Source organism: Christiangramia qingdaonensis (assembly GCF_048381525.1).
Classification (GTDB): domain Bacteria; phylum Bacteroidota; class Bacteroidia; order Flavobacteriales; family Flavobacteriaceae; genus Christiangramia.
Genome location: NZ_JBLWIM010000008.1, coordinates 532,291 through 554,691, shown reverse-complemented (window position 1 = coordinate 554,691; position 22,401 = coordinate 532,291). Strand labels below are relative to the sequence as shown.

Sequence of the window (22,401 nt, the reverse complement as noted above, 5' to 3'; positions counted from 1 at the left end):
GTAGAATCCTTAGCTATCCTGGGAATAATTGATTCTGAAATTTCAGATTATCAATGAAACTATATTCTTTTTAAATTTTCTTTAAAATACTATCTTTGACCATATGGCTCAAGTGAAACTAATCGAATGTCCCCGCGATGCGATGCAGGGAATTAAAGAATTCATTCCTACAGAGAAAAAGGCGCAGTATATTCAGTCCCTTTTAAGATGCGGATTTGATACTATCGACTTTGGAAGTTTTGTTTCACCCAAGGCTATCCCGCAAATGAAAGATACGGCAGATCTGCTTTCAAGATTGGATCTTTCTAAAACGCAGTCCAAATTACTTGCCATCGTAGCCAATACTCGCGGAGCACAGGATGCTTCAGAATTTGAAGAAATTGATTACCTGGGATATCCATTTTCGATTTCAGAAAATTTTCAAATGCGGAATACTCATAAAACCATAGCAGAATCTGTAGAGGTTTTGCAGGAGATCCTTGATATTGCAAACTCTTGCAACAAAGAAGTAGTCGCTTACCTGAGCATGGGCTTTGGGAATCCATATGGAGATCCATGGAGCGTGGAAATCGTGGGAGAATGGACAGAAAAGCTGGCGGGAATGGGAGTAAAGATCCTGAGCCTTTCAGATACTGTTGGAACATCTTCGCCAGATATCATTGAATATTTGTTTTCAAACCTTATTCCCAAATATCCTGAGGTGGAATTTGGAGCCCATTTGCATACAACTCCGGCAAAATGGCATGAAAAGATCGACGCTGCCTACAAGGCTGGATGTAGAAGGTTTGATGGCGCAATTCAAGGATTTGGCGGTTGCCCTATGGCTAAAGATGAACTAACAGGGAACATGCCTTCAGAAAAAATGCTCTCCTATTTCAATGCTGCCAAAGTAGATAGTAATATTAAAATGACCAGTTTTGAGTCATCTTATAACGAGGCTTCAAAAATCTTCAACGCCTACCATTAATACTCCTTATTGAATTCTAAAGAGGTATTAATAAAACCTATTTAAAATTAATCTAAATAAACTTGCGGTAATTACAACCTCATATTATATTTGCGCTGGAATTAGTTATTTTAAACCAGTCTAAATAAAACTATATGAAAAAGCTGTTCGTTTCAGCCTTTGTTGCAGCCCTTACTTTAAGCTCATGTTCATCTGATGATGATGCTGATATTCTAAACGAGAAAAATATTGAAGTTCCGGTTTCTTACGATTTTACGAGAAACGGTGAATCTACTGTAAACTTTGAAGGACAAACTACCAGACTACAAATGTCTGCTGAACTTCTATCAAACTTTACCGATTTTGACAACGCTTCAGAAGAAATGTTGCTGAATATGTTCGCGAATGAAAATTCACCTTTCGCTAATGAAGATCTTAATGCTTCCAGTAAAAGTATCAAATCCAAAGTAGCAGCTTCAAACCTGTATTTTTCTACCAATAATGTAGAAGCCAGTGAGATCAAATCTGATTTTGAATCCTGGATCACCGAGCAAATGACTACTGTTAAAGCTAATAAAGATATGCTTGCAGAAGCAGGTCAGGCAGGACAGATTGCACAGGGAACGCGTGTAAGATACGTGAACGGAAAAGGTCTGGAATTGAATCAGGCATTTGCAAAGTCACTTATTGGTGGTCTTCTTGCAGATCAAATTCTTAATAATTACCTATCTCAGCCAGTTCTTGACGAAGCAGATAATAGGTTGAATAATGATGATGAGCTTCCGGAAGAGGGTAAAAATTACACTACAATGGAGCATAAGTGGGATGAAGCTTATGGTTACTTATATGGTGATCCATCAATTCCTGCTTCCAATCCAAATTCTATCCTGAATGAAAGCGATGACAGATTATTGTTTAGCTATTTAGGACAGGTGGATGAAGATGAAGATTTCGCCGGAATAGCTGAAGAAACTTTTGAAGCCTTTAAAACTGGTAGAGCAGCAATCGTTGCAGGGAATTACGTAGTACGTGATGAGCAGGTTGCTATTATTCGTGAGAATATTTCCAAAACTATCGCGGTAAGAGCAGTTTACTATCTGCAGGATGGTAAGAACCTTCTTGCAAATGGTGAGTTTGGAGCAGCATTCCATGCACTATCTGAAGGTTATGGTTTCCTTTATAGCTTAAGATTCACCAATGATCCTATGACGAACATGCCTTATGTAAGCGTGTCTGATATCAATAATTTTAAAGATCAATTATTAAGCGGAAATGGTTTCTGGGAAGTAAGTCCTGATACTCTGGACAGTATTTCAGAAAAGATCGCTGCAGAATTTGATTTTAGTGTAGCTGAAGCTGCAGAATAATAATTTACCGGAGTCTTGTGCTCCGGTTTTTCAATTAAACGATATGATTAAATTTTCAAGACTATTCATTGTATTTGCACTGATCTTCGCTGCTTGTTCTTCTGAAGATGACGGCACAGAGACAGGTGGGGAAACTGGAGGAACAGATTCTTTTGATCGTGGCGCAATGCTTGTAAACTGGGCAGATAATATCATTGTCCCTGCTTACAATAACATGGTTACTAAGACTCAGAATGTGGAAACGGCAGCTGCTACTTTTACTGCTGCTCCAGACGCTGCAGGTTTGCAGCAACTTCGTGAGGCTTATGTGGATGCATACAAGAGCTTCCAGTCGGTTTCTATGTTCCAGGTTGGAAAGGCAGAGGAAATTAACTATCGTAATTATCTAAATACCTATCCTGCAAATACCTCGAATATCGATTCTAAAATAAGTTCAGGTTCTTTCAATCTGGAATTACCATCCAGTTTTGCAGAACAGGGACTGCCAGCTTTGGATTACCTTTTATTCGGTATGGGAACTTCGGAAGAAACCGTTGCTATATATAGCTCAAACGAGAACTACCGTACTTATTTAAATGCTGTAGCCTCAAGAATGAATGCTCTTACTACTGAGGTTTCAAATTCATGGAATGGAGATTACAGAGATACTTTTGTAAGCAATACTTCCTCATCAAGTACAGGTTCTGTTGATAAATTTACGAATGACTATGTAATGTACTTCGAGAAGATTCTTAGATCTGGAAAAATAGGATTCCCGGCAGGTGCTTTTACAGGAACGGCATCTCCTTCTAATGTAGAAGCGCGTTTTAACGGTGAGATTTCTAGAGAACTTTACCTGGAAGCGGTGCAGAGCTTTGAAGACTTTTTCTACGGAAGACATTATTCAGGAAATGGAACTGGAAGCAGCTACAAACAATATCTGGAGTATCTGGATAGTATGAAAGACGGAGCAGATCTGGCTAGTTTAATTGAAGATCAATTAGATGCCATCCAATCTCAAAGTTCATCTCTGGAAACGAATCTGAAATCACAGGTTGAAAAAGATAACACTAAAATGCTGGAAGCTTATGACGAATTGCAGAAGGCTGTGATTCTACTAAAAGTTGATATGATGCAGGCATTATCGATTAGCGTAGATTATGTAGATTCAGATGGAGATTAATATCTGAATGCTGTTTTCTGCAAATAAATATCTAAAAAAGTCTACGGAAGCTGCCCCTTTGGCGGCTTTTCGTTTATTTTTTGGTTTGATGATGTTTGCCAGTATCGTGCGTTTCTGGGCCAACGGCTGGATCGAGAAACTTTATATTGCCCCTAAATTTTTCTTCTCTTATTATGGATTTGAATGGGTACAGCCAATAGGTGAGTATACCTATCTGATATTTATCATCTGTGGGCTTTCTGCCCTGGCTGTCGCAGCAGGTTTCAAATACCGACTATCTATTATCGTGTTTTTCCTGAGTTTCACTTATATCGAGCTCATGGATAAGACAACTTATTTGAACCACTATTATTTTATTAGTATCCTGAGCTTTTTGATGATCTTTCTTCCCGCGAATGTCTATTTTTCTATAGATGCCTGGAGAGATAAAAAGAATTCCTTTCAAAAAGTACCGGCCTGGTGCGTGGATTCTTTAAAACTGCTTCTAGCGATCGTATATTTCTATGCGGGACTGGCAAAACTAAATTCAGATTGGTTGTTAAGAGCCATGCCTTTAAAAATCTGGCTACCCTCCAAATATGATCTGCCGTGGCTGGGCGACATCATGCAGCAGGAATGGTTGCATTATGCCTTTAGCTGGAGCGGGATGTTATACGATCTTTTCATACCATTCCTATTACTGTGGCGTCGTACACGATTTGCAGCTTTTATCATGGTGATCATTTTTCATGTACTCACCCGTGTACTTTTTCCTATCGGAATGTTCCCTTACATCATGATCGTAAGCGCCTTGGTATTTTTTAGTCCGAAGCTGCACCACAGGATCCTGAAGTTTATTGCTGAAATATTTAAGATCAATAAATCAAGATTCGATACTTCTGAAGTATACCAGTTTCCTGATATTACTGGTAAGATCGTGAGAACTGTCGTAGTGATATTCTTTACAATTCAGCTTCTACTACCATGGAGATATTTAGCATACCCGGGAGAATTATTCTGGACTGAAGAAGGTTTTAGATTCAGCTGGCGGGTGATGCTCATGGAAAAAGCTGGTTACGCTCAGTTTAAGATAGTAGATGCTCAAACCGGAAATCGTTTTTACGTTAATAATTCAGATTTTCTGACTCCTTTCCAGGAAAAACAGATGTCCTTCCAACCAGATTTTATTTTGCAATACGCGAAATTTCTTGAAGATCATTTCAGCAAGGATGGTCACAAGAATATTGAAATTTACGTAGAGAACTACGTGGCGCTTAACGGCAGAAAGAGTGCGCCTTACATCGATCCTGATGTAAATTTGCTTAATTTTGCCAACTCGTTTGAACACAAAGAATTCATATTACCATTCCAGGATGAAATTAAAGGTCTTTAGTATCATATTCTTGTTTACTTCACTGGCTCAGGCCCAGTTTACGGTTAGTGGAACGGTTACTTCAGTTGAAGACGGTTCTCCTATTGCTAATGCTGAAGTATGGAACAAAACAGTTTCAGAAATGGTACTTACTAATGAAGATGGGATTTTCAGAATAGAGAATCTTCAGGAGGGTAATTACGAATTTGCAGTTTTCAGTTTTGAATATGCGATCGCAGATAAAGAGATCTTTATAAATGCTGATACCCAAGTGAATTTTGAGCTTGCAAAACTTTCCAATAACCTTAGTGAAGTAATGATCACTAATCGCAGGGAACAGATCTTCGCCCTTCGAAAACTGCGTAAAGTAGAAGGAACTGCGATTTATGCAGGTAAGAAAAGTGAGGTGGTTCTGCTTGATAAAACAGTTGGAAACCTGGCGGCGAATAATGCCAGACAGATCTATAATCAGGTGGTAGGACTCAACATTTATGATAATGGCGATGCAGGTCTGCAATTAAATATTGGAGGTCGCGGGCTTGATCCTAACCGAACCCAGAATTTTAATACCAGGCAAAACGGTTACGATATTTCCGCCGATGTTTTGGGATATCCTGAAAGCTACTACACACCTCCTGCAGAAGCTCTTAAGGAGATTCAGGTGGTTCGTGGAGCCGCATCCTTGCAATATGGGACACAGTTTGGCGGGATGATCAACTTCAAATTCAAAGAACCGGTAAAGGATAAAAAGATAGAGCTAATTTCCAGGCAGAGTGTAGGCTCGTATGATCTTTTTACCAGTTTCAACAGCCTTAGTGGAACTGTAGGTAAATTGAGTTATTACACTTATTTTCATTATAAAGGCGGGGAAGGTTTCCGGCCAAATTCTGGTTACGATTCCAGGAATGTATTCGCACATCTTGGTTACCAGTTAAGTGATCGCACCAATATTAGTTTTGAGTATACGTACCTGGATTACCTGGCACAACAACCGGGAGGGCTTTCAGATTTTCAATTCTATGAAGATCCTGAATTCAGCAATCGGGAGAGGAATTGGTTCGATGTTAACTGGAATCTTTTTGCCTTGAAACTGCAACACAAACTTACAGACAGAACAGATATTAGCGTAAATTTCTTTGGACTGGATGCAACAAGAAAAGTGCTGGGATTTAGAGTGGATAGAGTTTCCCAGGTAGATGATCTTGCTGCGCCAAGAGAATTGCTGGTAGACAATTTTTCTAACTGGGGAATAGAAACGAGGTTCTTAACAAGGTACGACCTTCTTAATGATCAGTCGGTTTTTCTAATTGGTGCAAAGTATTATGATGCCAATAATGACCAGAGACAAGGACCTGGCAGTAATACGACCGGTCCCGATTTCTCCTTTGCAGATGCAACATACCCAGATTACGCAAGACAGGCTGAGTTTAACTTCCCAAATAAGAACCTTGCAATTTTTGGAGAGAACATTTTTAATATTTCTGAAAGATTATCGGTTACTCCCGGCTTTAGATTTGAATATATAAACACTGCTTCTCAAGGGTCTTACAAAAATATTATACTGGATCTGGCAGGAAATCCACTTCAGAATGAAACTGTAGAAGATAGTCGTGATTTCGAGCGTTCTTTTGTTTTACTTGGTGTTGGATCGAGTTATTCCCTGAATCCTAAGAACGAACTCTACGCAAATATCTCCCAGAATTACAGGTCTGTTACCTTTAATGATATTAGAGTTGTGAATCCCAATCTTGTCATAGATCCTGAAATTACCGATGAAGAAGGTTTCACTGCAGATGTTGGTGTGCGTGGAAGACTTGCCGATAAGGTTTCTTATGATGTAAGCGTTTTTGGATTAAGGTATAATGACAGGATAGGAGTAGTGGATGTGGCTACAGATACGGATTACTACCGATACAAATCTAATATTGGCGATGCCTTTATATACGGTTTGGAAACATTCGCTGACTGGGATCTGAAGAATACTTTTTTTGAAACTTCTGAAGATCATAAGCTCAACTATTTTGTGAATGCTGCCTTTACAAGCTCTGAATATGTGGATTCTAATGAGATCAACGTAGAAGGAAATGAGGTTGAATTTATTCCAAAGGTAAACCTGAAAACCGGTCTTAACTTTGGTTATAAAAACTTTCTCGCAGGTCTTCAATATACCTATTTATCTGAACAGTTCTCTGACGCTACGAATGCTCCTCAGGATGTAGATGATAGGATCAATGGAATTCGAGGTTCCATTCCATCTTATGGAATTATGGATGTATCTGCTAGCTATACCCTTGGCATATTTAAGCTGGAAGCCGGGATCAATAACCTTTTAGACAATAGTTATTTTACACGTAGAGCCACAGGATATCCCGGGCCAGGGATTATTCCCGCACAGCCGCTTACCTGGTATTCAAGTCTGCAGATAAAATTATAGATCACGCAGTAGCTTGCGGTGCCCAGTGACTGCATAACATTCCTGGTGCTGCTTTTTGAGGATTCGCACAGGTTGGACTTTCATATCTGGCACAATTAAGGCAATTCTTCTCATTTTTAATAGCCGCTTTCATTTCAAAACTGTCGCAGGTATGTTGTACATTAACTGCGGTCTCATGTTTAGTGCAAAAGTTATTCTGAAAATTGTCGCAATTGGTGCAGCTGTTTCCTAGTCTAATACTCATAATCGATTCATTTTAAACTAAAGATAACGTGCTATTCATTAAGAATGAATTTAAATACCTGCAAGCCATATAATTAGATAAAAGTGTAAACCTTCGCGTTTTCCATTTCTAAAAGGAGATTTATGTTTTGTTAAGTGGAATACTTCATTGATTGTCACTTATAAACCATATCTTTGCATGCAATTAAATCTCTAATTGCAATGATCGCACACGATTCCAAAATTCTAGGTGACGGACTCACTTATGACGATGTACTTTTAGTACCGGCATACTCTGAAGTTCTCCCAAGAGAAGTAAGCATTCAGTCAAAATTTACACGCAATATTCCAATTAACGTTCCTATCGTTTCCGCAGCGATGGATACCGTGACCGAATCCAGAATGGCAATTGCCATGGCTAGAGAAGGAGGAATTGGCGTACTTCACAAGAACATGACGATCGAGCAGCAGGCTTTGAAAGTTAGGAAGGTAAAGCGTGCAGAAAGCGGGATGATCATAGATCCTGTTACCTTGCCAATTACAGCCAAGGTTGGAGATGCTAAAGATTCCATGAAAGAACATAGCATTGGAGGAATTCCAATTGTAGATGATGCCGGGAAACTTATTGGAATTGTAACCAATCGTGACCTAAGATTCGAAAAGAATACAGGAAGACCTATACAAGAGGTAATGACCTCAGAAAACCTGGTAACCGTTTCTGAAGGAACTTCATTGGAGGATGCAGAAGTTATTCTACAGGAAAACAAGATTGAAAAACTTCCAGTTGTAAACGCTGAGGATAAACTGGTTGGTTTGATCACTTTTCGTGATATCACTAAACTTACCCAAAAACCCATGGCTAATAAGGATACCTACGGAAGACTTCGCGTAGCCGCAGCAGTGGGTGTCACCGGCGATGCAGTGGACCGCGCTGAAGCTTTAGTAAATGCAGGGGTGGACGCGATCATTATAGATACCGCCCATGGTCATACTAAAGGTGTGGTCCAGGTGCTTAAAGAAGTAAAGAAAAAATTCCCAGATCTTGACGTAGTTGTTGGAAATATCGCTACCGGAGAAGCTGCTAAATACCTGGTTGATGCAGGTGCAGATGCTGTAAAAGTAGGGATTGGACCAGGTTCTATTTGTACAACGCGAGTTGTGGCGGGAGTTGGTTTTCCACAATTTTCAGCAGTGCTGGAGGTTGCAGCAGCAATTAAAGGTTCTGGCGTACCGGTAATTGCCGATGGAGGAATTCGTTATACCGGAGACATTCCAAAGGCGATCGCTGCAGGCGCAGATTGCGTGATGCTTGGTTCGCTGCTGGCAGGAACTAAGGAATCACCGGGTGAAACGATCATATATGAAGGTCGTAAATTCAAGTCTTACCGTGGAATGGGATCTGTTGAAGCTATGGAAAAAGGTTCGAAAGATCGATACTTCCAGGATGTGGAAGATGATATTAAGAAACTTGTTCCAGAAGGAATCGTAGGAAGAGTTCCTTACAAAGGAGACCTGGAAGAAAGTATTCACCAGTTCATTGGTGGGCTCAAAGCCGGAATGGGTTATTGCGGTGCAGGAGATGTGGAAACCTTGAAGGAAACTGGGAAGTTTGTTAGAATTACAGCTGCCGGAGTCCACGAAAGTCATCCCCATGATGTGACGATCACAAAGGAATCTCCTAATTACAGTAGATAATCTAAGAAATTGGAATAAAAAAAGCCCTGCAATTTGCAGGGCTTTTTTGTTTGAATCAACTGGAGTTTCTAGTTTTCTGTGGTAGTAGACCCAGCAGCCTGTTGAGTAGTTTCAGGTTTTACTTCTATACCCATTTTTTCCATCACTTTAAGCGTGATATCATCCTGTTCTCTTGAGAATGCAAGTCCGCCAGAACCAGAATGAAAAATCTGAGTGTAACCTTCTTCCTGGATCACTTCTTTCATTGCTGTATCGATCTTTCCATAAAGCGGACCGGTTAGTTCACTTCTCTTCATTTGAAGCATTACAGATGCTTTCTGTCTGAAGCCTTTGATCTCATTCTCCATTCCAATGATCTCGTTTTCCTTTTCTTTTTTAACATCATCGGTAAGACCTACATTGGTTTCTTGGTATTCCTTTACCGCTGTTTCGTATTTTCCAATAGTGTTCTTAAGGTCGCTCTGAAGCTCTTCGTTGTAAACTTCCAGAGATTTATTTACTTCAGCATTTTCTGGCATTTGAGCCAGAATATATTCTGCATCAATAGTTCCAATTTTTGATTGTGCGTTTGCAGAAATTACTACAAATAGCATTAAAATGGCAATACTTAATCGTTTCATTCTAAATATTTTTTCGCAAATATAACAGGCTGAGGTAAATATCAGCTATCCTTCAGAAAATTAATTATTTATCGAGCACACTTTTACCTTCTTCAGCAAAAGCTTTGAAATCTGTCATGAATTGTTTTGATTGTTTCTTGAACGCTCCGGGCATCAACATTCCAATAGCTTTCATAAACCCTGAGAATCTGAACTCATTATGCGCACGCCACAGCGTTTTCCCAGGTTCGATCTCCTCGAAATAATTAGCCTGTTGGTTAAATACTCCTTTAGCAATATAAGTAGCTTCATATTTTAGAGGAAGTTCGTTGGCAAGTATGGTCTCGGTCATTTCGATCTCACGACCATTCATCTTGAACTTCAGAAGATTTTGAGAGCCTTTTTCTCCAAGTACTCCGTTTATGGGTTTCATGAAAATAAAACCTTCCTGCCAGTGTTTAAGACTTTCCGGATCTGAAAATTTTTCTATGACCTCATTAAGAGGTTTGTTTATCACAATTTTCTGTTCGTATTTCATATGATGTTGCTTTAGCTTCAGTCTAAAGATACTACGGAAATAAAAATCTTTCAGAATTTATAATTTCGTAGGTTGCTTATTCGTTATGCCTTTAGCTTGCAGAACCTCAAGTAATTGTTATTTTTGCGCGGATAGTAAGTTTAGTAAGAGCTGAAGGTGTTTTCAGCTTAATAAAAGAGGTGCTTAAACGATTGATTTTGAATAGACGTTTTTATTGGTTTTACCTTGGATTGTGCTCCTTGCTTTTTGGCAGTTGTGAGTATTTTCAGCAAACCGATAACAGGGTACAGGTAGTAAGAGTCAATGATTCTTATTTGTACGAGGAGGATATACAGTCTCTTATTGATGAAGATACCTCTCCAGAAGACAGTGCGATTATTGTTGGTAATTATGTGACTCGTTGGGCTACTCAGCAATTATTGATCGACCGGGCTAAGCTTAATTTACCCGGAGAACAACAGGCAGAATTCAATGCCCTGGTGGAGAACTATAAGAATGAGTTGTATACCAATGCTTATACAGATGCCATTGTCACCCGGGATCTTGATACCTCCCTCAACAAGAACGAGATCGAGGCTTATTATGAGAAGAATGGGGAAAATTTTATTCTGAATGAGGACCTTGTAAAACTCAGGTATATTAATCTTCCGAAGAATACGAACAACCTTGATGAAATAAGAACTAAATTTCGCCGCTTTGATGCTGAAGATCAGGAAGCATTAAGCAATATGGCGATTCAGTTTAAAAATTATAGTATGAACGATTCTGTTTGGGTTAAAACAAAATCTGTTTATGATAAAATTGGTCCGCTTTCTGTTGAGGATCGGTCCAAGCTATTGCGAAAATCAAATTTCCTGGAGTTAAAGGATTCATTAAATGTGTACCTTGTTTATGTGAATGATGTACTGGCAAGAAATGAACAGGCTCCTTTAGATTATGCTTCAGCAACCATTCGCGAGATTTTGCTGAATAAGAGAAAGCAATCGCTTATTAAAGAATTAGAAAAGGATATTACTAAAGATGCAATTAAAAATAATGAATTTGAAATCTACAATTAAACCGCTATTTTCAGGAGTGTGCATGATGTTCACGGCTCTTGGATTTTCACAGGAAGTGATCGTAACAGATAGTACGTCGATCCAGCCAGATGCTGAGGTGAAGCAAGTGGAAAACGAAATGCAGGGGAAACAGCGTATGAAGGTTGATGGTATCGCTGCAGTAGTTGGAGAATATATCATTCTTGAAAGTGATATCGACCTGATGTATAAAGATATGCAGTCACAGGGGATGACTACGGCAGAGGTGAATGATTGTAAACTGGCAGGTTCTCTAATGGAGAACAAATTGTACGCCCATCATGCGATACAGGATAGTATCATTATTAACGACAACCAGATTAATGGAATTGTTGATCAACAGATACAGGGATTGCAGCAACAGGCTGGTTCTATGGAGAAAGTGCTTGAATTCTACAAAAAAGATAGCGAAGCCGAATTAAGGGATGAGATCTTTACACTTACCAAACAAAGACAGCTTGCGCAGCAAATGCAGGAAAAGATCATTCAGGATCTGGAGGTTACTCCGGAAGAAGTAAGACAGTACTACGTGCAAATGGAGGAAAAACCAATGTTTGGTACTGAAATTGAACTTTCACAAATTGTGATCGAACCTGAAATTCCTCAGGAAGAAAGTCAGAAAGTTATAGATAGACTGAAAGGTTTCAAAGCTGATATTGAAGAGAACGGTTCAAGTTTTTCTACCAAAGCAGTTTTATATTCACAGGATCCAGGGACTGCTCCAGATGGTGGTAGAATTACCTTAACCAGAAAAGATGCCTTTGTAAAAGAATTTAAGGACGTAGCCTTTAGTCTGCAGGAAGGTGAGGTTAGTGAACCTTTTGAAACTGAATTTGGTTACCATATTATCCAGATCGACAAAATTCGTGGGCAAACCGTAGAACTTAGACATATATTGTTGATCCCAGATGTAACAAATGCTTCTGTGCAGGCAGCGAAAGCTGAAATCGATACTTTAAGAAGTAAGATCGTAAAAGGAGACCTAGAGTTTGCGGCGGCTGCTCGAGAAGCTTCAGATGAAGAAGAAACTAAAACTGAAGGTGGGAAATTGATCAATCCAAGAACCGGTGACACCAGATTTGAACTGACCAAGATCGATCCTAAATTATTTGAGCAGGTGGAATCCTTAGATGAAGGTGAAGTTTCCCTTGTTCTTACACAACAGGACAGAACAGGAAGACCACAATTCAAGATTATCAAGGTTACTAAGAAAATTGAGGAGCATGAAGCAGATTATGCTACAGATTACCTTAAGATCAAGGAACTTGCATTAAGAGATAAACAGCTCGACGTTATCGAAAAGTGGCAAAAAGAGAAGATCGCAGATACTTACATTAAAGTGAACGGAAAATACCGTGATTGTGATTATGCTAATGACTGGTTAAAACAATAATTAATGTCTGACGTTGCCCTGATAGAAAACCTGGTAAAGAAACACGCCGAACTAAGAACAGAGATCGCGAAAGTGATCGTTGGTCAGGATGAGGTTGTGCAACAGGTTTTACTTTCTATATTTTCAGGGGGACATTCATTATTGATCGGTGTTCCAGGCCTTGCAAAAACGTTGATGGTCAATACCATCGCAAAAGCGCTTGGTCTGGATTTCAAAAGAATACAATTCACCCCAGATCTTATGCCCAGCGATATTCTGGGATCTGAGATCCTGGATGAAAATCGGAAATTCAAGTTCATTAAGGGTCCGGTTTTCACTAATATACTACTCGCAGATGAGATCAACCGTACTCCTCCAAAAACACAGGCAGCATTACTTGAAGCCATGCAGGAACGAGCTGTAACGGTAGCCGGTCATCATTACAAGCTAGATAAACCCTATTTTGTTCTGGCTACGCAAAACCCGATTGAGCAGGAGGGAACCTATCCATTGCCTGAAGCTCAGCTTGACAGGTTTATGTTTGCAATAAATCTTGAATATCCAAGTTTTCAGGAAGAAGTGGATGTTGTGAAATCTACGACCACAGATGTTCAGAAAACAGTGAATCCATTATTTAATGCTGCAGAAATATCAGAAATTCAACAAGTGATTCGGCGTATCCCTGTGCCAGATAATGTTATTGAATACGCTGTGAGACTGGTAGGGAAAACTAGGCCTGGGAAAGAAGCTTCAGGTTTTGTTCAGAATTATATTGATTGGGGTGCTGGACCTAGAGCTTCTCAGAACTTAATTCTGGCTGCAAAAACTCATGCCGCAGTTCATGGTAAATTCTCACCAGATATTGAAAATGTTCAGGCGGTTGCCATTGGAATTTTAAGGCATCGTATCATAAGAAATTATAAGGCGGAGGCTGAAGGTATTGCTGCTGAACAAATCATCAAAAATTTATTCTAGTGATCAATTTTCTAGAGCGTTATAAAATTCTCTTTTCCATACTTTTCTATCTCGCTTTTGGTAATAAGTTTCTTGCGAACATGGCAGGACTGGATGAATCTTCAGCTTTTATATTAAAATTTATATCCTCTGTATTTTTATTTGGATTTTGGGTCATCGTTCTGCTGGATATGATACTAAATAAACTTCGCGACAAAACATTCTGGATCCTGTCCATGTTTTTCATCGCTTTTATGGCTCCTGTAGTTTATCTATTCCGAAGACAAAAGACGCTCCGTGAACCTGCCAGATATTCAATATAGACTTCAATAATTATCGAATTCTTAGAAATCTAATCTAAAATTCATTTTTATTGAATTTTCCATCGTAAAAATTACAATTTCAGAAATAATTTATAGTGATTTCTGACTATTGCTCCTGATTTTTAAAATCGGTCTAAATTTCCTATTTTTGCATGACTTTTTTAGAATAAAAACAAAACAGAATATGGCATACGATATTGATATGATTAAGAAGGTGTATAGCCACATGGCGGAACGTGTGAATACAGCACGTGAAGTTGTTGGTAAACCTTTGACGCTTTCAGAAAAGATCCTTTATTCTCACTTGTGGGATGGGAGTGCTAAAGAAGCATTCCAAAGAGGTAAGGATTATGTAGAATTTTCTCCGGATAGAATTGCTTGTCAGGATGCAACCGCACAAATGGCATTATTGCAATTTATGCAGGCAGGTAAGAAACAGGTAGCTGTTCCTACAACTGTGCATTGTGATCACCTTATTCAGGCGAAAATGGGAGCTGCGATAGATTTGCAATCTGCAAACAAAAGTAGTAGTGAGGTTTTTGATTTTCTGGAATCAGTATCAAATAAATACGGAATTGGATTCTGGAAACCAGGTGCAGGTATTATTCACCAGGTTGTTCTTGAAAACTATGCATTTCCAGGTGGAATGATGATTGGAACCGATTCTCACACGGTGAACGCCGGTGGATTAGGAATGGTTGCTATTGGAGTAGGTGGAGCAGATGCTGTAGATGTTATGGCAGGAATGCCGTGGGAACTTAAATTTCCAAAACTTATTGGAGTGAAGTTAACCGGGAAACTTTCTGGATGGACTTCTTCTAAAGATGTGATTTTAAAAGTTGCAGGTATTCTTACTGTAAAAGGTGGTACCGGAGCAATCATAGAATATTTTGGTGAAGGTGCGCGTAACCTGTCCTGTACAGGTAAAGGTACTATCTGTAATATGGGTGCTGAAGTTGGTGCAACTACTTCTACATTTGGTTATGATGACTCAATGGAGCGTTACCTGAGAGCTACGAACCGTGCAGATGTTGCCGATGCAGCAAATGAAGTTCGTGAGCACTTAACTGGTGATGATGAGGTATACGCAAACCCAGAACAGTATTTTGATGAATTGATTGAGATCAATTTAGATGAATTGAAACCTCACTTAAACGGACCTTTTACTCCAGACCTTGCGACTCCTATTTCTGAAATGGGAGCGAAGGCTAAGGAGCATGACTGGCCAATCAATGTTGATTGGGGACTAATTGGTTCCTGTACGAACTCTTCTTATGAAGATTTGACCAGAGCGGCTTCTATCGCTAAACAGGCGGTGGATAAAAAAGTAAAAGCTAAGTCTGACTTCGGAATTAACCCGGGATCTGAACAAATTAGATTTACTGCTGAAAGAGATGGATTGCTTCAGATCTTTGAAGATCTTGACGCAACGATATTTACCAATGCCTGTGGACCATGTATTGGTCAGTGGGATCGTTCAGATAGAAAAGGTGAAGAGAAGAACACGATTGTTCATTCTTTCAACCGTAACTTCTCTAAACGTGCAGATGGAAACCCAAATACACACGCTTTTGTAGGTTCTCCGGAAATGGTTGCAGCAATTGCAATTTCCGGTAGACTGGATTTCGATCCAACTCGTGATAAGTTGATAAATGAGGACGGTGAGGAAGTAATGCTGGACGAACCTCAGGGAATTGAACTTCCTACAAAAGGATTTGCTGTTGAGGATGCTGGATATGTTGCTCCAAATGAAGATGGAAGCAGTGTAGAAGTTAAAGTAGCTGAAGATAGCGAAAGACTTCAATTGCTTACACCTTTCGAGCCTTGGGATGGTAAAAATCTTACTGGCGCTAAATTATTGATCAAAGCATGGGGTAAATGTACTACCGACCATATTTCTATGGCAGGACCATGGTTGAGATATAGAGGACATTTAGACAATATTTCTAATAACTGTCTTATTGGAGCTATTAATGCTTACAACGAGAAGACTAATTTTGTAAAGAATCAGCTTACTGGTGAATACGATGGTGTACCGGCAGTACAGAGGGAATACAAAAAAGCAGGAATTCCAACAGTTGTAGTAGGAGATCATAACTACGGTGAAGGTTCTTCAAGAGAGCATGCAGCTATGGAGCCAAGACATTTAGGTGTTAAGGTCGTACTTGTTAAGTCTTTTGCTCGTATCCATGAGACAAACCTTAAGAAACAGGGAATGTTAGGTCTTACTTTCGCCAATGAAAGTGATTACGATCTTATTCAGGAAGATGATACTTTTAACTTTATAGATCTTGAAAACTTTGCACCAGATACGCCTCTTACTATAGAGATCGTTCATGCAGATGGAAGTAAGGATACCATTAAAGCTAATCATACTTATAATCAGCCACAGATAGAGTGGTATAAGCATGGATCTGCATTAAACCTTATTAAAAAGGAAAACGCAGCTTAAGTGATTAATTATATAGTTCTAAAAAAACCTCAGGAGTGATCCTGAGGTTTTTTAATTTTAGAATATTTGTATCGGGATTAAATCAATAATCAAATGATTTTTAAGTTAGAATTTTCAGCTTCTATCTAAATTGATTTAAAATGATCACTGTCCAAAATTGTAATTTTTCCGTTCTTTGCAGGACTTAAGCAATGCTATGAAACTATTCAAAAATCAGTGGTCAAATATTATCATCATCGTGATAATTCTGGTGATGGTGATTCCTCAAACCAGGAAGCCGGTTCAGATCTTTGTGAACAAACTTATTTCCTTTGCACCTTCTGTTAATGATGAAGAGAATCAGGAAAAACTAGCAAGTTATGATTGGATACTGGAAGATAAGAGAGGTAAAAGAATAGAATTTTCTGAATTTGAAAATGAAGTTATCGTAGTCAATTTTTGGGCAACCTGGTGTCCGCCATGTATTGCAGAAATGCCAAGTTTCCAGGAAGTCTATGAGGATTATGGTGAAAAGGTGCGTTTTGTATTTGTTTCCGGAGAACAACATCAAACCACTGATAATTATATGAAGCGTAAACGCTTTACCTTACCTTCCTATAAGATGCGCACAAAAGCTCCTGAACCAATGCTGGGTAAAACGTTGCCAACTACCTACGTGATCTCAAAATCCGGAAACATCGTTATTGACAAGGTTGGTTCTGCCGACTGGAATTCGGATAGCTTCCGAAGCACTCTTGATAAATTGCTGCAAGAGTAGTTATAATTTATTGAAAAAAGATTTTAAGAACTGAGGATGAAACATGCTCTGCATGATCTTGATCTCTTCGGAAAATGTGGTTTCTTCATCCAGAAACTTAAAGATATGCTGGATACTGTTTTTAGTGTAGAATTTAGTGAATAATGATTCACCAAGATCATTCCGTTTTTCCAGAACATCCAGAAATATTGCGTCATACCGCTGAAATTTCTTGCTGAACAGACCTTGCGCCGGCATATTACCACTTTTAATATTTGCCAGTAGCTTGCTTACTTTTCGTTCAGTACTCTTAAATGAATACCCAGAAGAAGCCTTTACCCAACCGCCGGCCGTTCCTATCTTCGTAATATATTTGGAATTGTGTTTATGAAAAGGGTAGTCGGTCATAGGAATTACGCCAGTTTCACTTTCAGTAATTTTATAATTATCGATTTTTAAAACTTCTCGAATATATTTTTCCAGTTGCTCATCATATACTTTTCCTTCAGTTAGAAAAGGAGTAAAAAAGGTGAACTCTATAAGAGCGGATGTAGTAGATACTGGTAGGACATAGGTAAAGCAAGTGCTGTTCCTGTACTTGACCCGATAATCCATCATGGTAAAGCGTTCAGGGTCAAATTGAGCTTCCTGCGTTTCAATACTAATACCTTTAAAATGCTGGTATATTTTAGCGCATCCAGAATCATCTTTGTATGAATGTGGTGGTCTGCTATCAAAAAAATGAGTAGCGGTGTAAGATTTTTTTTTACCTAAAGCTGTACGTGTAACTTCATCGATTCTACTAATCTTATCCTGAATGAAGTATGTGTCAGGATCCTTTGTTAATTCGCTTTTTGCGTATTGATAAAAGTCAATGGATCTTAGCATCTTATAGGAATAAGGTGCAAAATGCAGTTCTTTCTCTACGGAATCTGCTATAAATGATCCTTGCTGCCATTTCTTCTGAATAAGCTCATCCCATTTACCTGAACCTTCTTCCCAGAAACACCAGGTTTTGTCATTATCATTTTTAAGTGAAGGATCAATAATCGCGATTTTCTTTCCTTTAAAGAAAATGTCCTTCCTGATTTCTAGAGCAAGCTGTAGCCCAGCCAGTCCACCACCAACAATGATGTAGTAATAGTCCGGCGTAATCATTTAGGGTTTATTTTATTTTCTGAAATATTTAAAAGGTACGAATAGCATTCCGAAGCATTCACCGTCATCTTTTCCTAGATGTTTATGGTGCATTTTATGCGCCCGCCTTATACCCTTAGCATATTTATTATTTGCATTTCTAAAGATCTTAAACCTTTGGTGTATAAAGATATCATGCACTGTAAAATACGTGATTCCATAGGCGAGAATGCCTAGTCCAATGGGAAGACCAATCCAAATATCTTCATATTTCCACAGGAGAAAACATCCAATACTCACCAGAGCATAGAAAACGAAGAAAAGATCGTTTCGTTCCCACCAGCTACTATGATCTTTGTGGTGGTGATCCTTATGTAACTTCCATAAAAACCCGTGCATCACATATTTGTGTGTGAACCACGCCATTCCCTCCATCATCATAAAGGTGCCAAAAAATACTAAGAGCCATAATATCACTTGCATCATCATCAATTTATATTAAATTCAGTCTATAAGAAATGTAAGATTTCGCCAGTAGTCCGGCCTTTTGATAATTCGGAACACGAACCCGGCAATTTTTAATCTCCAAAGATGGGACGTTTTTAAGTTTCTGAAGTAATTTTTTATAATATATATAAGCGGTGTACACACCAAACTTAGCTTCTACCGGAAGATGAGCGATCCCGCTCAAACCTTTGCTGAAGTCTTCTTCAATTTCAGCAACGATCTGTTGTTTATTTACTTCGTCTAATTCTGAAAGGTCAACATTGGGAAAATAGGACCTGCTAAGATCTTCGTAATCTGCTTTAAGATCCCGTAGGAAGTTAACCTTTTGAAAAGCCGAACCGAGACTCATTGCCGATGATTTTAATTCCTCATACTTCGCCTGATCACCTTTTACGAAGACTTTCAAACACATAAGGCCAACAACATCTGCGCTACCGTATATATATTGACGGTATTCTTCCATGCTCAGATATTCAGATTTATGGAGGTCCAATCGCATACTGTCCATAAAAGCCTTGTAAAGTTGAGGTTCTATTTCGTACCGATGTACTGTTTCCTGAAAAGCATTCAGGATAGGATTAAGAGAAATCCTTTGATCCAGCGCTTTATATAGATCGGCTTCAAAATCTTTAAACAATAGTTCCTTGTTATAATCATGAAAGCTATCCACGATCTCGTCTGCAAATCTTACAAATCCATAAATATTATAAATATCCTGCCTGATAGAGGGGGCCAGCATCTTAGTGGCCAGACTAAAAGAAGTGCTGTAGCTATTGGTAACAGTTTTGCTACAGGACCGGGATACCGTATCAAAAATCGCTTTCATAAATTAGTTTTGTTCATTTTGTTGTATCAGTCCAGCTGCAAGTTTCCCAGATATAAGGGATGGTGGCACACCTGGCCCGGGTACGGTTAACTGCCCGGTAAAATATAATTTTTCCACCTTTTTACTTCTAATTTTAGGTCTTAGAAATGCTGTCTGGAAAAGTGTATTTGCCATTCCATAGGCATTCCCTTTATAAGAATTATATGCTTCCTTAAAGTCCTTTACGCAGAAGGATTCTTTAAATATAATATTTCCTTTTATTTCCTGCCCTGTAAGAGCCTGAAAACGTTCAATTATCATATTAAAATAGCGCTCCCTAATTTCATCGGTATCTTCAAGGTCTGGGGCAAGCGGAATTAAGAAAATTCCTGCTTCCATGCCTTCCGGAGCAACTGTATCATCAGTTTTTGAAGGGAAACTGGCATAGAATAGTGGATCTTCTGGCCAGGCAGCTTCATCATAGATGGCTTTAGCATGATCCTTAAAACTACTGTCAAAGAATAAGGTGTGGTGAGATACATTCTTCAGTTTCTTGTCAAAGCCTACATAAAAGAGTAGGGATGAAGGTGCAAAGGTTTTCTTCTTCCAGTACTTTTCAGAATATTGTCTATCGAATTCCGGAAGCAAAGTTTCTGTATGGTGATAATCTGCTCCAGAAAGTATAATATCAGCGGGATAAAGTTTCCCATCTATTTTTAGCGCTTTTGCTGCACGATCTTCAGTAGTAATAGCCTCGACATTAGCATTCAGGTGAAACTTAACGCCTAAGGACTCTGCAAGGTCTGTAATTCCTTCAATAACCTTGTACATGCCTCCGTGAGGATGCCAGGTGCCCAATCCAAAGTCGGCATAATTCATAAAACTATAGAAAGCCGGAGTATCACTAGGCTTTGCTCCCAGGAACAACACCGGAAATTCGAGAATCTGTCTTAATTTTTCGTTGGAAAACTCTTTTCGAACATCTCCACTAATGTTTGTAAAAAACCTCCCTAGCCTTGTTGCGGTCGCAGTTGTAACGAGTTCCATTGGCGAAACGCCAGGACGATAAACCAGGTCTTTAATGGCTATATTATAATTGTCGCGTGCTTTCTCAATGAACTTCTTTAGTTTTTCTGAGCTTCCTTTTTCAACCTCTTCAAAGGTTTCATAGATTTCTTGCAGGCTACCAGGAATTATAACGGAATCATCTTTACCGAAGTAAACTTCATAAGCTGGATCTAATTTGTTCAATTGGAAATAATCTGAAGCTGATTTTCCGAAGTCAGAAAAGAAACGTTCAAAAACATCTGGCATCCAGTACCAGGTAGGACCAATATCGAAAGTAAATCCGTCACGTTTTAATTGACGGGCTCTACCACCTACAGTATCATTTTTCTCGAATACTTCTACGTCATAACCGGCCTGAGCCAGGTAACAGGAAGCTGCGAGAGATGAAAAACCGGATCCTATGATATTTATCTTTTTTGGCATTGGGGAATTTTAGAGACTATTTATAAAATCTTTAATTGATGTCTGTACTTTGATATTTTCAGGAAGAGCAGCCTGATCAATTTCTTTCGTTCTTTGTCCAAATAATAAGAATTCTCTTGGCTTATCCTGGCATAACTTCTCCTGAAAATCATTTACAAATTCTGAAACATCTGTATTCACGGGAGAGATGGTAAGATAACTTACGAATACCGGGTCATTATGGATTTTCATGAGGTAGTCCATGTTGTCTAATGGTAAACTTGGACCAACGTAAATAACATTTTTACCTGCGTTTAAAAGCTCATAATTTAGATACAAAATCCCAATGTCATGGATTTCATTGTAAGGGAGAAAAAGGACGTATAATTTGTCATTATTCTCTTCCTCGCCATTGGATTTTAATTCGGCAATGTTAATGTAGATCTTTTGTTTAATAAGTTCTATAATATAATGCTCATGAATTGGTTTGATGGTATCAGTCTGCCATAGCAAACCAATTTCTTCAAGCAGCGGAATAAAAACATCGTAGAAAACATCTCTAAAGGATAATTTAGAGACCAGATCATTATAAGTCTTTTGAAACAGCCTGTCATCAAAATTCATCATGGCTAGCTTGAAAGCATTTTTAGCTCTGTTCTCTACACTTGAAGAAGCTGAAATTCTTCTTACAAGCGCATGAACTTCATCTTCTTTCATTTTGGAGATACGTGATATCTTATACCCATGAATATTTAAAAATGAAATATTAAGGAGCTTCTGCAAGTCTTCACCATCATAAGTACGAATATTGGTATCTGTTCGCTCAGGATCGAGAATTTTATATCTCTTCTCCCAGATTCTAATGGTGTGAGCTTTAATTCCACTTAAATGCTCCAGGTCCTTGATGCTAAAATTTTGTTTGATATGTTCCATACTTCTTTTAAGCTATTAAACAAATCTAAACAAAATTTAGAGTGAAAGTGATAGAGAAAAGTTAAAATGTTTAATAAAACATAAGTTACATTAAACAAAATTGAGATAGGGTATAAAAAAAAGCCTCAGCGGCTAATTGTATATTGTCTTTAAAGTAGTACCCGAGGCGGGACTTGAACCCGCACGCCCTAATGGACACATGGCCCTCAACCATGCCTGTCTACCAATTCCAGCACTCGGGTATGAGTTTATGGAATGTCTCCATAGGGCTGGTCACGAAGTTTCGATTAAAAATCGAAGCAAGTAAAATAGTGATCTGGCT

The 22,401-nt window shown here is 38.7% G+C and carries 20 protein-coding genes and 1 tRNA gene; 12 read left to right on the top strand and 9 right to left on the bottom strand.

Annotated elements, in window-relative coordinates; translation table 11 throughout:
* The first annotated feature begins 103 nt into the window (after window positions 1-103).
* The 5 genes from ACNI3T_RS03265 (at window position 104) to ACNI3T_RS03245 (ending at window position 7,260) form a co-directional block, all read left to right on the top strand.
* On the top strand, window positions 104-967 hold the full coding sequence (locus ACNI3T_RS03265; protein ID WP_418226607.1) for a hydroxymethylglutaryl-CoA lyase: 864 nt from the start codon (window positions 104-106) through the stop codon (window positions 965-967).
* Between the two features lie 134 nt (window positions 968-1,101).
* Window positions 1,102-2,313 carry a DUF4856 domain-containing protein gene (locus ACNI3T_RS03260; RefSeq protein WP_418226606.1) on the top strand — a complete coding sequence of 404 codons (1,212 nt, stop codon included), beginning with the start codon at window positions 1,102-1,104 and terminating at the stop codon, window positions 2,311-2,313.
* A gap of 43 nt (window positions 2,314-2,356) precedes the next feature.
* The gene (locus ACNI3T_RS03255; RefSeq protein WP_418226605.1) at window positions 2,357-3,475 is read left to right on the top strand and encodes an imelysin family protein; all 1,119 of its coding nucleotides are present in this window, start codon (window positions 2,357-2,359) and stop codon (window positions 3,473-3,475) included.
* 7 nt (window positions 3,476-3,482) lie between these two features.
* Window positions 3,483-4,847, top strand: a complete 1,365-nt coding sequence (locus ACNI3T_RS03250) for an HTTM domain-containing protein (RefSeq protein ID WP_418226604.1) — start codon at window positions 3,483-3,485, stop codon at window positions 4,845-4,847.
* A complete protein-coding gene (locus ACNI3T_RS03245) occupies window positions 4,828-7,260 on the top strand; it encodes a TonB-dependent receptor domain-containing protein (RefSeq protein WP_418226603.1) in 2,433 nt (810 codons plus the stop codon). The genes ACNI3T_RS03250 and ACNI3T_RS03245 overlap by 20 nt, the downstream gene beginning before the upstream one ends.
* A 1-nt stretch (window position 7,261) precedes the next feature.
* On the opposite strand, the gene ACNI3T_RS03240 is transcribed toward ACNI3T_RS03245, so the two are convergent.
* Complete coding sequence (locus tag ACNI3T_RS03240; protein ID WP_035695904.1) at window positions 7,262-7,504, bottom strand: hypothetical protein; 243 nt, start codon at window positions 7,502-7,504, stop codon at window positions 7,262-7,264.
* Window positions 7,505-7,704: 200 nt separating this feature from the next.
* Here ACNI3T_RS03240 and guaB point away from each other — a divergent pair, with 200 nt between their 5' ends.
* Window positions 7,705-9,177, top strand: a complete 1,473-nt coding sequence (gene guaB / locus ACNI3T_RS03235) for an IMP dehydrogenase (RefSeq protein WP_298246353.1) — start codon at window positions 7,705-7,707, stop codon at window positions 9,175-9,177.
* Between the two features lie 68 nt (window positions 9,178-9,245).
* On the opposite strand, the gene ACNI3T_RS03230 is transcribed toward guaB, so the two are convergent.
* Window positions 9,246-9,797, bottom strand: coding sequence for an OmpH/Skp family outer membrane protein (locus ACNI3T_RS03230; RefSeq protein ID WP_418226602.1), 552 nt, complete (start codon window positions 9,795-9,797; stop codon window positions 9,246-9,248).
* 64 nt (window positions 9,798-9,861) lie between these two features.
* Window positions 9,862-10,314, bottom strand: a complete 453-nt coding sequence (locus ACNI3T_RS03225) for an SRPBCC family protein (protein ID WP_322302128.1) — start codon at window positions 10,312-10,314, stop codon at window positions 9,862-9,864.
* A gap of 197 nt (window positions 10,315-10,511) precedes the next feature.
* Here ACNI3T_RS03225 and ACNI3T_RS03220 point away from each other — a divergent pair, with 197 nt between their 5' ends.
* The 6 genes from ACNI3T_RS03220 (at window position 10,512) to ACNI3T_RS03195 (ending at window position 17,248) form a co-directional block, all read left to right on the top strand.
* A complete protein-coding gene (locus ACNI3T_RS03220) occupies window positions 10,512-11,372 on the top strand; it encodes a peptidyl-prolyl cis-trans isomerase (protein ID WP_322302129.1) in 861 nt (286 codons plus the stop codon).
* Window positions 11,335-12,783: a peptidylprolyl isomerase gene (locus ACNI3T_RS03215; protein WP_418226601.1), complete on the top strand. Its 1,449-nt coding sequence runs from the start codon at window positions 11,335-11,337 to the stop codon at window positions 12,781-12,783. Before ACNI3T_RS03220 ends, ACNI3T_RS03215 begins: the two co-directional genes overlap by 38 nt.
* Window positions 12,784-12,786: 3 nt before the next feature.
* Window positions 12,787-13,737, top strand: a complete 951-nt coding sequence (locus ACNI3T_RS03210) for an AAA family ATPase (protein WP_418226600.1) — start codon at window positions 12,787-12,789, stop codon at window positions 13,735-13,737.
* Complete coding sequence (locus tag ACNI3T_RS03205; protein ID WP_322302132.1) at window positions 13,737-14,039, top strand: hypothetical protein; 303 nt, start codon at window positions 13,737-13,739, stop codon at window positions 14,037-14,039. Before ACNI3T_RS03210 ends, ACNI3T_RS03205 begins: the two co-directional genes overlap by 1 nt.
* A gap of 184 nt (window positions 14,040-14,223) precedes the next feature.
* Window positions 14,224-16,491: an aconitate hydratase gene (locus ACNI3T_RS03200; RefSeq protein WP_418226599.1), complete on the top strand. Its 2,268-nt coding sequence runs from the start codon at window positions 14,224-14,226 to the stop codon at window positions 16,489-16,491.
* Window positions 16,492-16,687: 196 nt separating this feature from the next.
* On the top strand, window positions 16,688-17,248 hold the full coding sequence (locus tag ACNI3T_RS03195; RefSeq protein WP_418226598.1) for a TlpA family protein disulfide reductase: 561 nt from the start codon (window positions 16,688-16,690) through the stop codon (window positions 17,246-17,248).
* Here ACNI3T_RS03195 and ACNI3T_RS03190 read toward each other — a convergent pair whose 3' ends face one another.
* The 6 genes from ACNI3T_RS03190 to ACNI3T_RS03165 all read right to left on the bottom strand — a co-directional run bounded on the left by ACNI3T_RS03190 (window position 17,249) and on the right by ACNI3T_RS03165 (window position 22,321).
* Entirely contained in the window at window positions 17,249-18,385 is a 1,137-nt protein-coding gene (locus tag ACNI3T_RS03190) for a lycopene cyclase family protein (RefSeq protein ID WP_418226597.1), read from the bottom strand. It lies immediately after the preceding gene.
* A 12-nt stretch (window positions 18,386-18,397) separates the two neighbouring features.
* Window positions 18,398-18,847: a sterol desaturase family protein gene (locus ACNI3T_RS03185; RefSeq protein WP_418226596.1), complete on the bottom strand. Its 450-nt coding sequence runs from the start codon at window positions 18,845-18,847 to the stop codon at window positions 18,398-18,400.
* Between the two features lie 10 nt (window positions 18,848-18,857).
* On the bottom strand, window positions 18,858-19,697 hold the full coding sequence (locus tag ACNI3T_RS03180; RefSeq protein ID WP_418226595.1) for a phytoene/squalene synthase family protein: 840 nt from the start codon (window positions 19,695-19,697) through the stop codon (window positions 18,858-18,860).
* A 3-nt stretch (window positions 19,698-19,700) separates the two neighbouring features.
* Window positions 19,701-21,167 carry a phytoene desaturase family protein gene (locus tag ACNI3T_RS03175; RefSeq protein ID WP_418226594.1) on the bottom strand — a complete coding sequence of 489 codons (1,467 nt, stop codon included), beginning with the start codon at window positions 21,165-21,167 and terminating at the stop codon, window positions 19,701-19,703.
* A 9-nt stretch (window positions 21,168-21,176) separates the two neighbouring features.
* Window positions 21,177-22,079 carry a MerR family transcriptional regulator gene (locus ACNI3T_RS03170; protein ID WP_322302138.1) on the bottom strand — a complete coding sequence of 301 codons (903 nt, stop codon included), beginning with the start codon at window positions 22,077-22,079 and terminating at the stop codon, window positions 21,177-21,179.
* Window positions 22,080-22,237: 158 nt separating this feature from the next.
* Window positions 22,238-22,321, bottom strand: a tRNA-Leu gene (locus ACNI3T_RS03165).
* Window positions 22,322-22,401: the final 80 nt, after the last annotated feature.

What these genes read in the sequence shown, in the direction of transcription:
- ACNI3T_RS03265 (WP_418226607.1), top strand. Translation starts at nt 104, where the DNA reads ATGGCTCAAGTGAAACTAATCGAATGTCCCCGCGATGCGATGCAGGGA.
- ACNI3T_RS03260 (WP_418226606.1), top strand. Translation starts at nt 1,102, where the DNA reads ATGAAAAAGCTGTTCGTTTCAGCCTTTGTTGCAGCCCTTACTTTAAGC.
- ACNI3T_RS03255 (WP_418226605.1), top strand. Translation starts at nt 2,357, where the DNA reads ATGATTAAATTTTCAAGACTATTCATTGTATTTGCACTGATCTTCGCT.
- ACNI3T_RS03250 (WP_418226604.1), top strand. Translation starts at nt 3,483, where the DNA reads ATGCTGTTTTCTGCAAATAAATATCTAAAAAAGTCTACGGAAGCTGCC.
- ACNI3T_RS03245 (WP_418226603.1), top strand. Translation starts at nt 4,828, where the DNA reads ATGAAATTAAAGGTCTTTAGTATCATATTCTTGTTTACTTCACTGGCT.
- ACNI3T_RS03240 (WP_035695904.1), bottom strand. Translation starts at nt 7,504, where the DNA reads ATGAGTATTAGACTAGGAAACAGCTGCACCAATTGCGACAATTTTCAG.
- guaB (WP_298246353.1), top strand. Translation starts at nt 7,705, where the DNA reads ATGATCGCACACGATTCCAAAATTCTAGGTGACGGACTCACTTATGAC.
- ACNI3T_RS03230 (WP_418226602.1), bottom strand. Translation starts at nt 9,797, where the DNA reads ATGAAACGATTAAGTATTGCCATTTTAATGCTATTTGTAGTAATTTCT.
- ACNI3T_RS03225 (WP_322302128.1), bottom strand. Translation starts at nt 10,314, where the DNA reads ATGAAATACGAACAGAAAATTGTGATAAACAAACCTCTTAATGAGGTC.
- ACNI3T_RS03215 (WP_418226601.1), top strand. Translation starts at nt 11,335, where the DNA reads ATGCAATTAAAAATAATGAATTTGAAATCTACAATTAAACCGCTATTT.
- ACNI3T_RS03210 (WP_418226600.1), top strand. Translation starts at nt 12,787, where the DNA reads ATGTCTGACGTTGCCCTGATAGAAAACCTGGTAAAGAAACACGCCGAA.
- ACNI3T_RS03200 (WP_418226599.1), top strand. Translation starts at nt 14,224, where the DNA reads ATGGCATACGATATTGATATGATTAAGAAGGTGTATAGCCACATGGCG.
- ACNI3T_RS03195 (WP_418226598.1), top strand. Translation starts at nt 16,688, where the DNA reads ATGAAACTATTCAAAAATCAGTGGTCAAATATTATCATCATCGTGATA.
- ACNI3T_RS03190 (WP_418226597.1), bottom strand. Translation starts at nt 18,385, where the DNA reads ATGATTACGCCGGACTATTACTACATCATTGTTGGTGGTGGACTGGCT.
- ACNI3T_RS03185 (WP_418226596.1), bottom strand. Translation starts at nt 18,847, where the DNA reads ATGCAAGTGATATTATGGCTCTTAGTATTTTTTGGCACCTTTATGATG.
- ACNI3T_RS03180 (WP_418226595.1), bottom strand. Translation starts at nt 19,697, where the DNA reads ATGAAAGCGATTTTTGATACGGTATCCCGGTCCTGTAGCAAAACTGTT.
- ACNI3T_RS03175 (WP_418226594.1), bottom strand. Translation starts at nt 21,167, where the DNA reads ATGCCAAAAAAGATAAATATCATAGGATCCGGTTTTTCATCTCTCGCA.
- ACNI3T_RS03170 (WP_322302138.1), bottom strand. Translation starts at nt 22,079, where the DNA reads ATGGAACATATCAAACAAAATTTTAGCATCAAGGACCTGGAGCATTTA.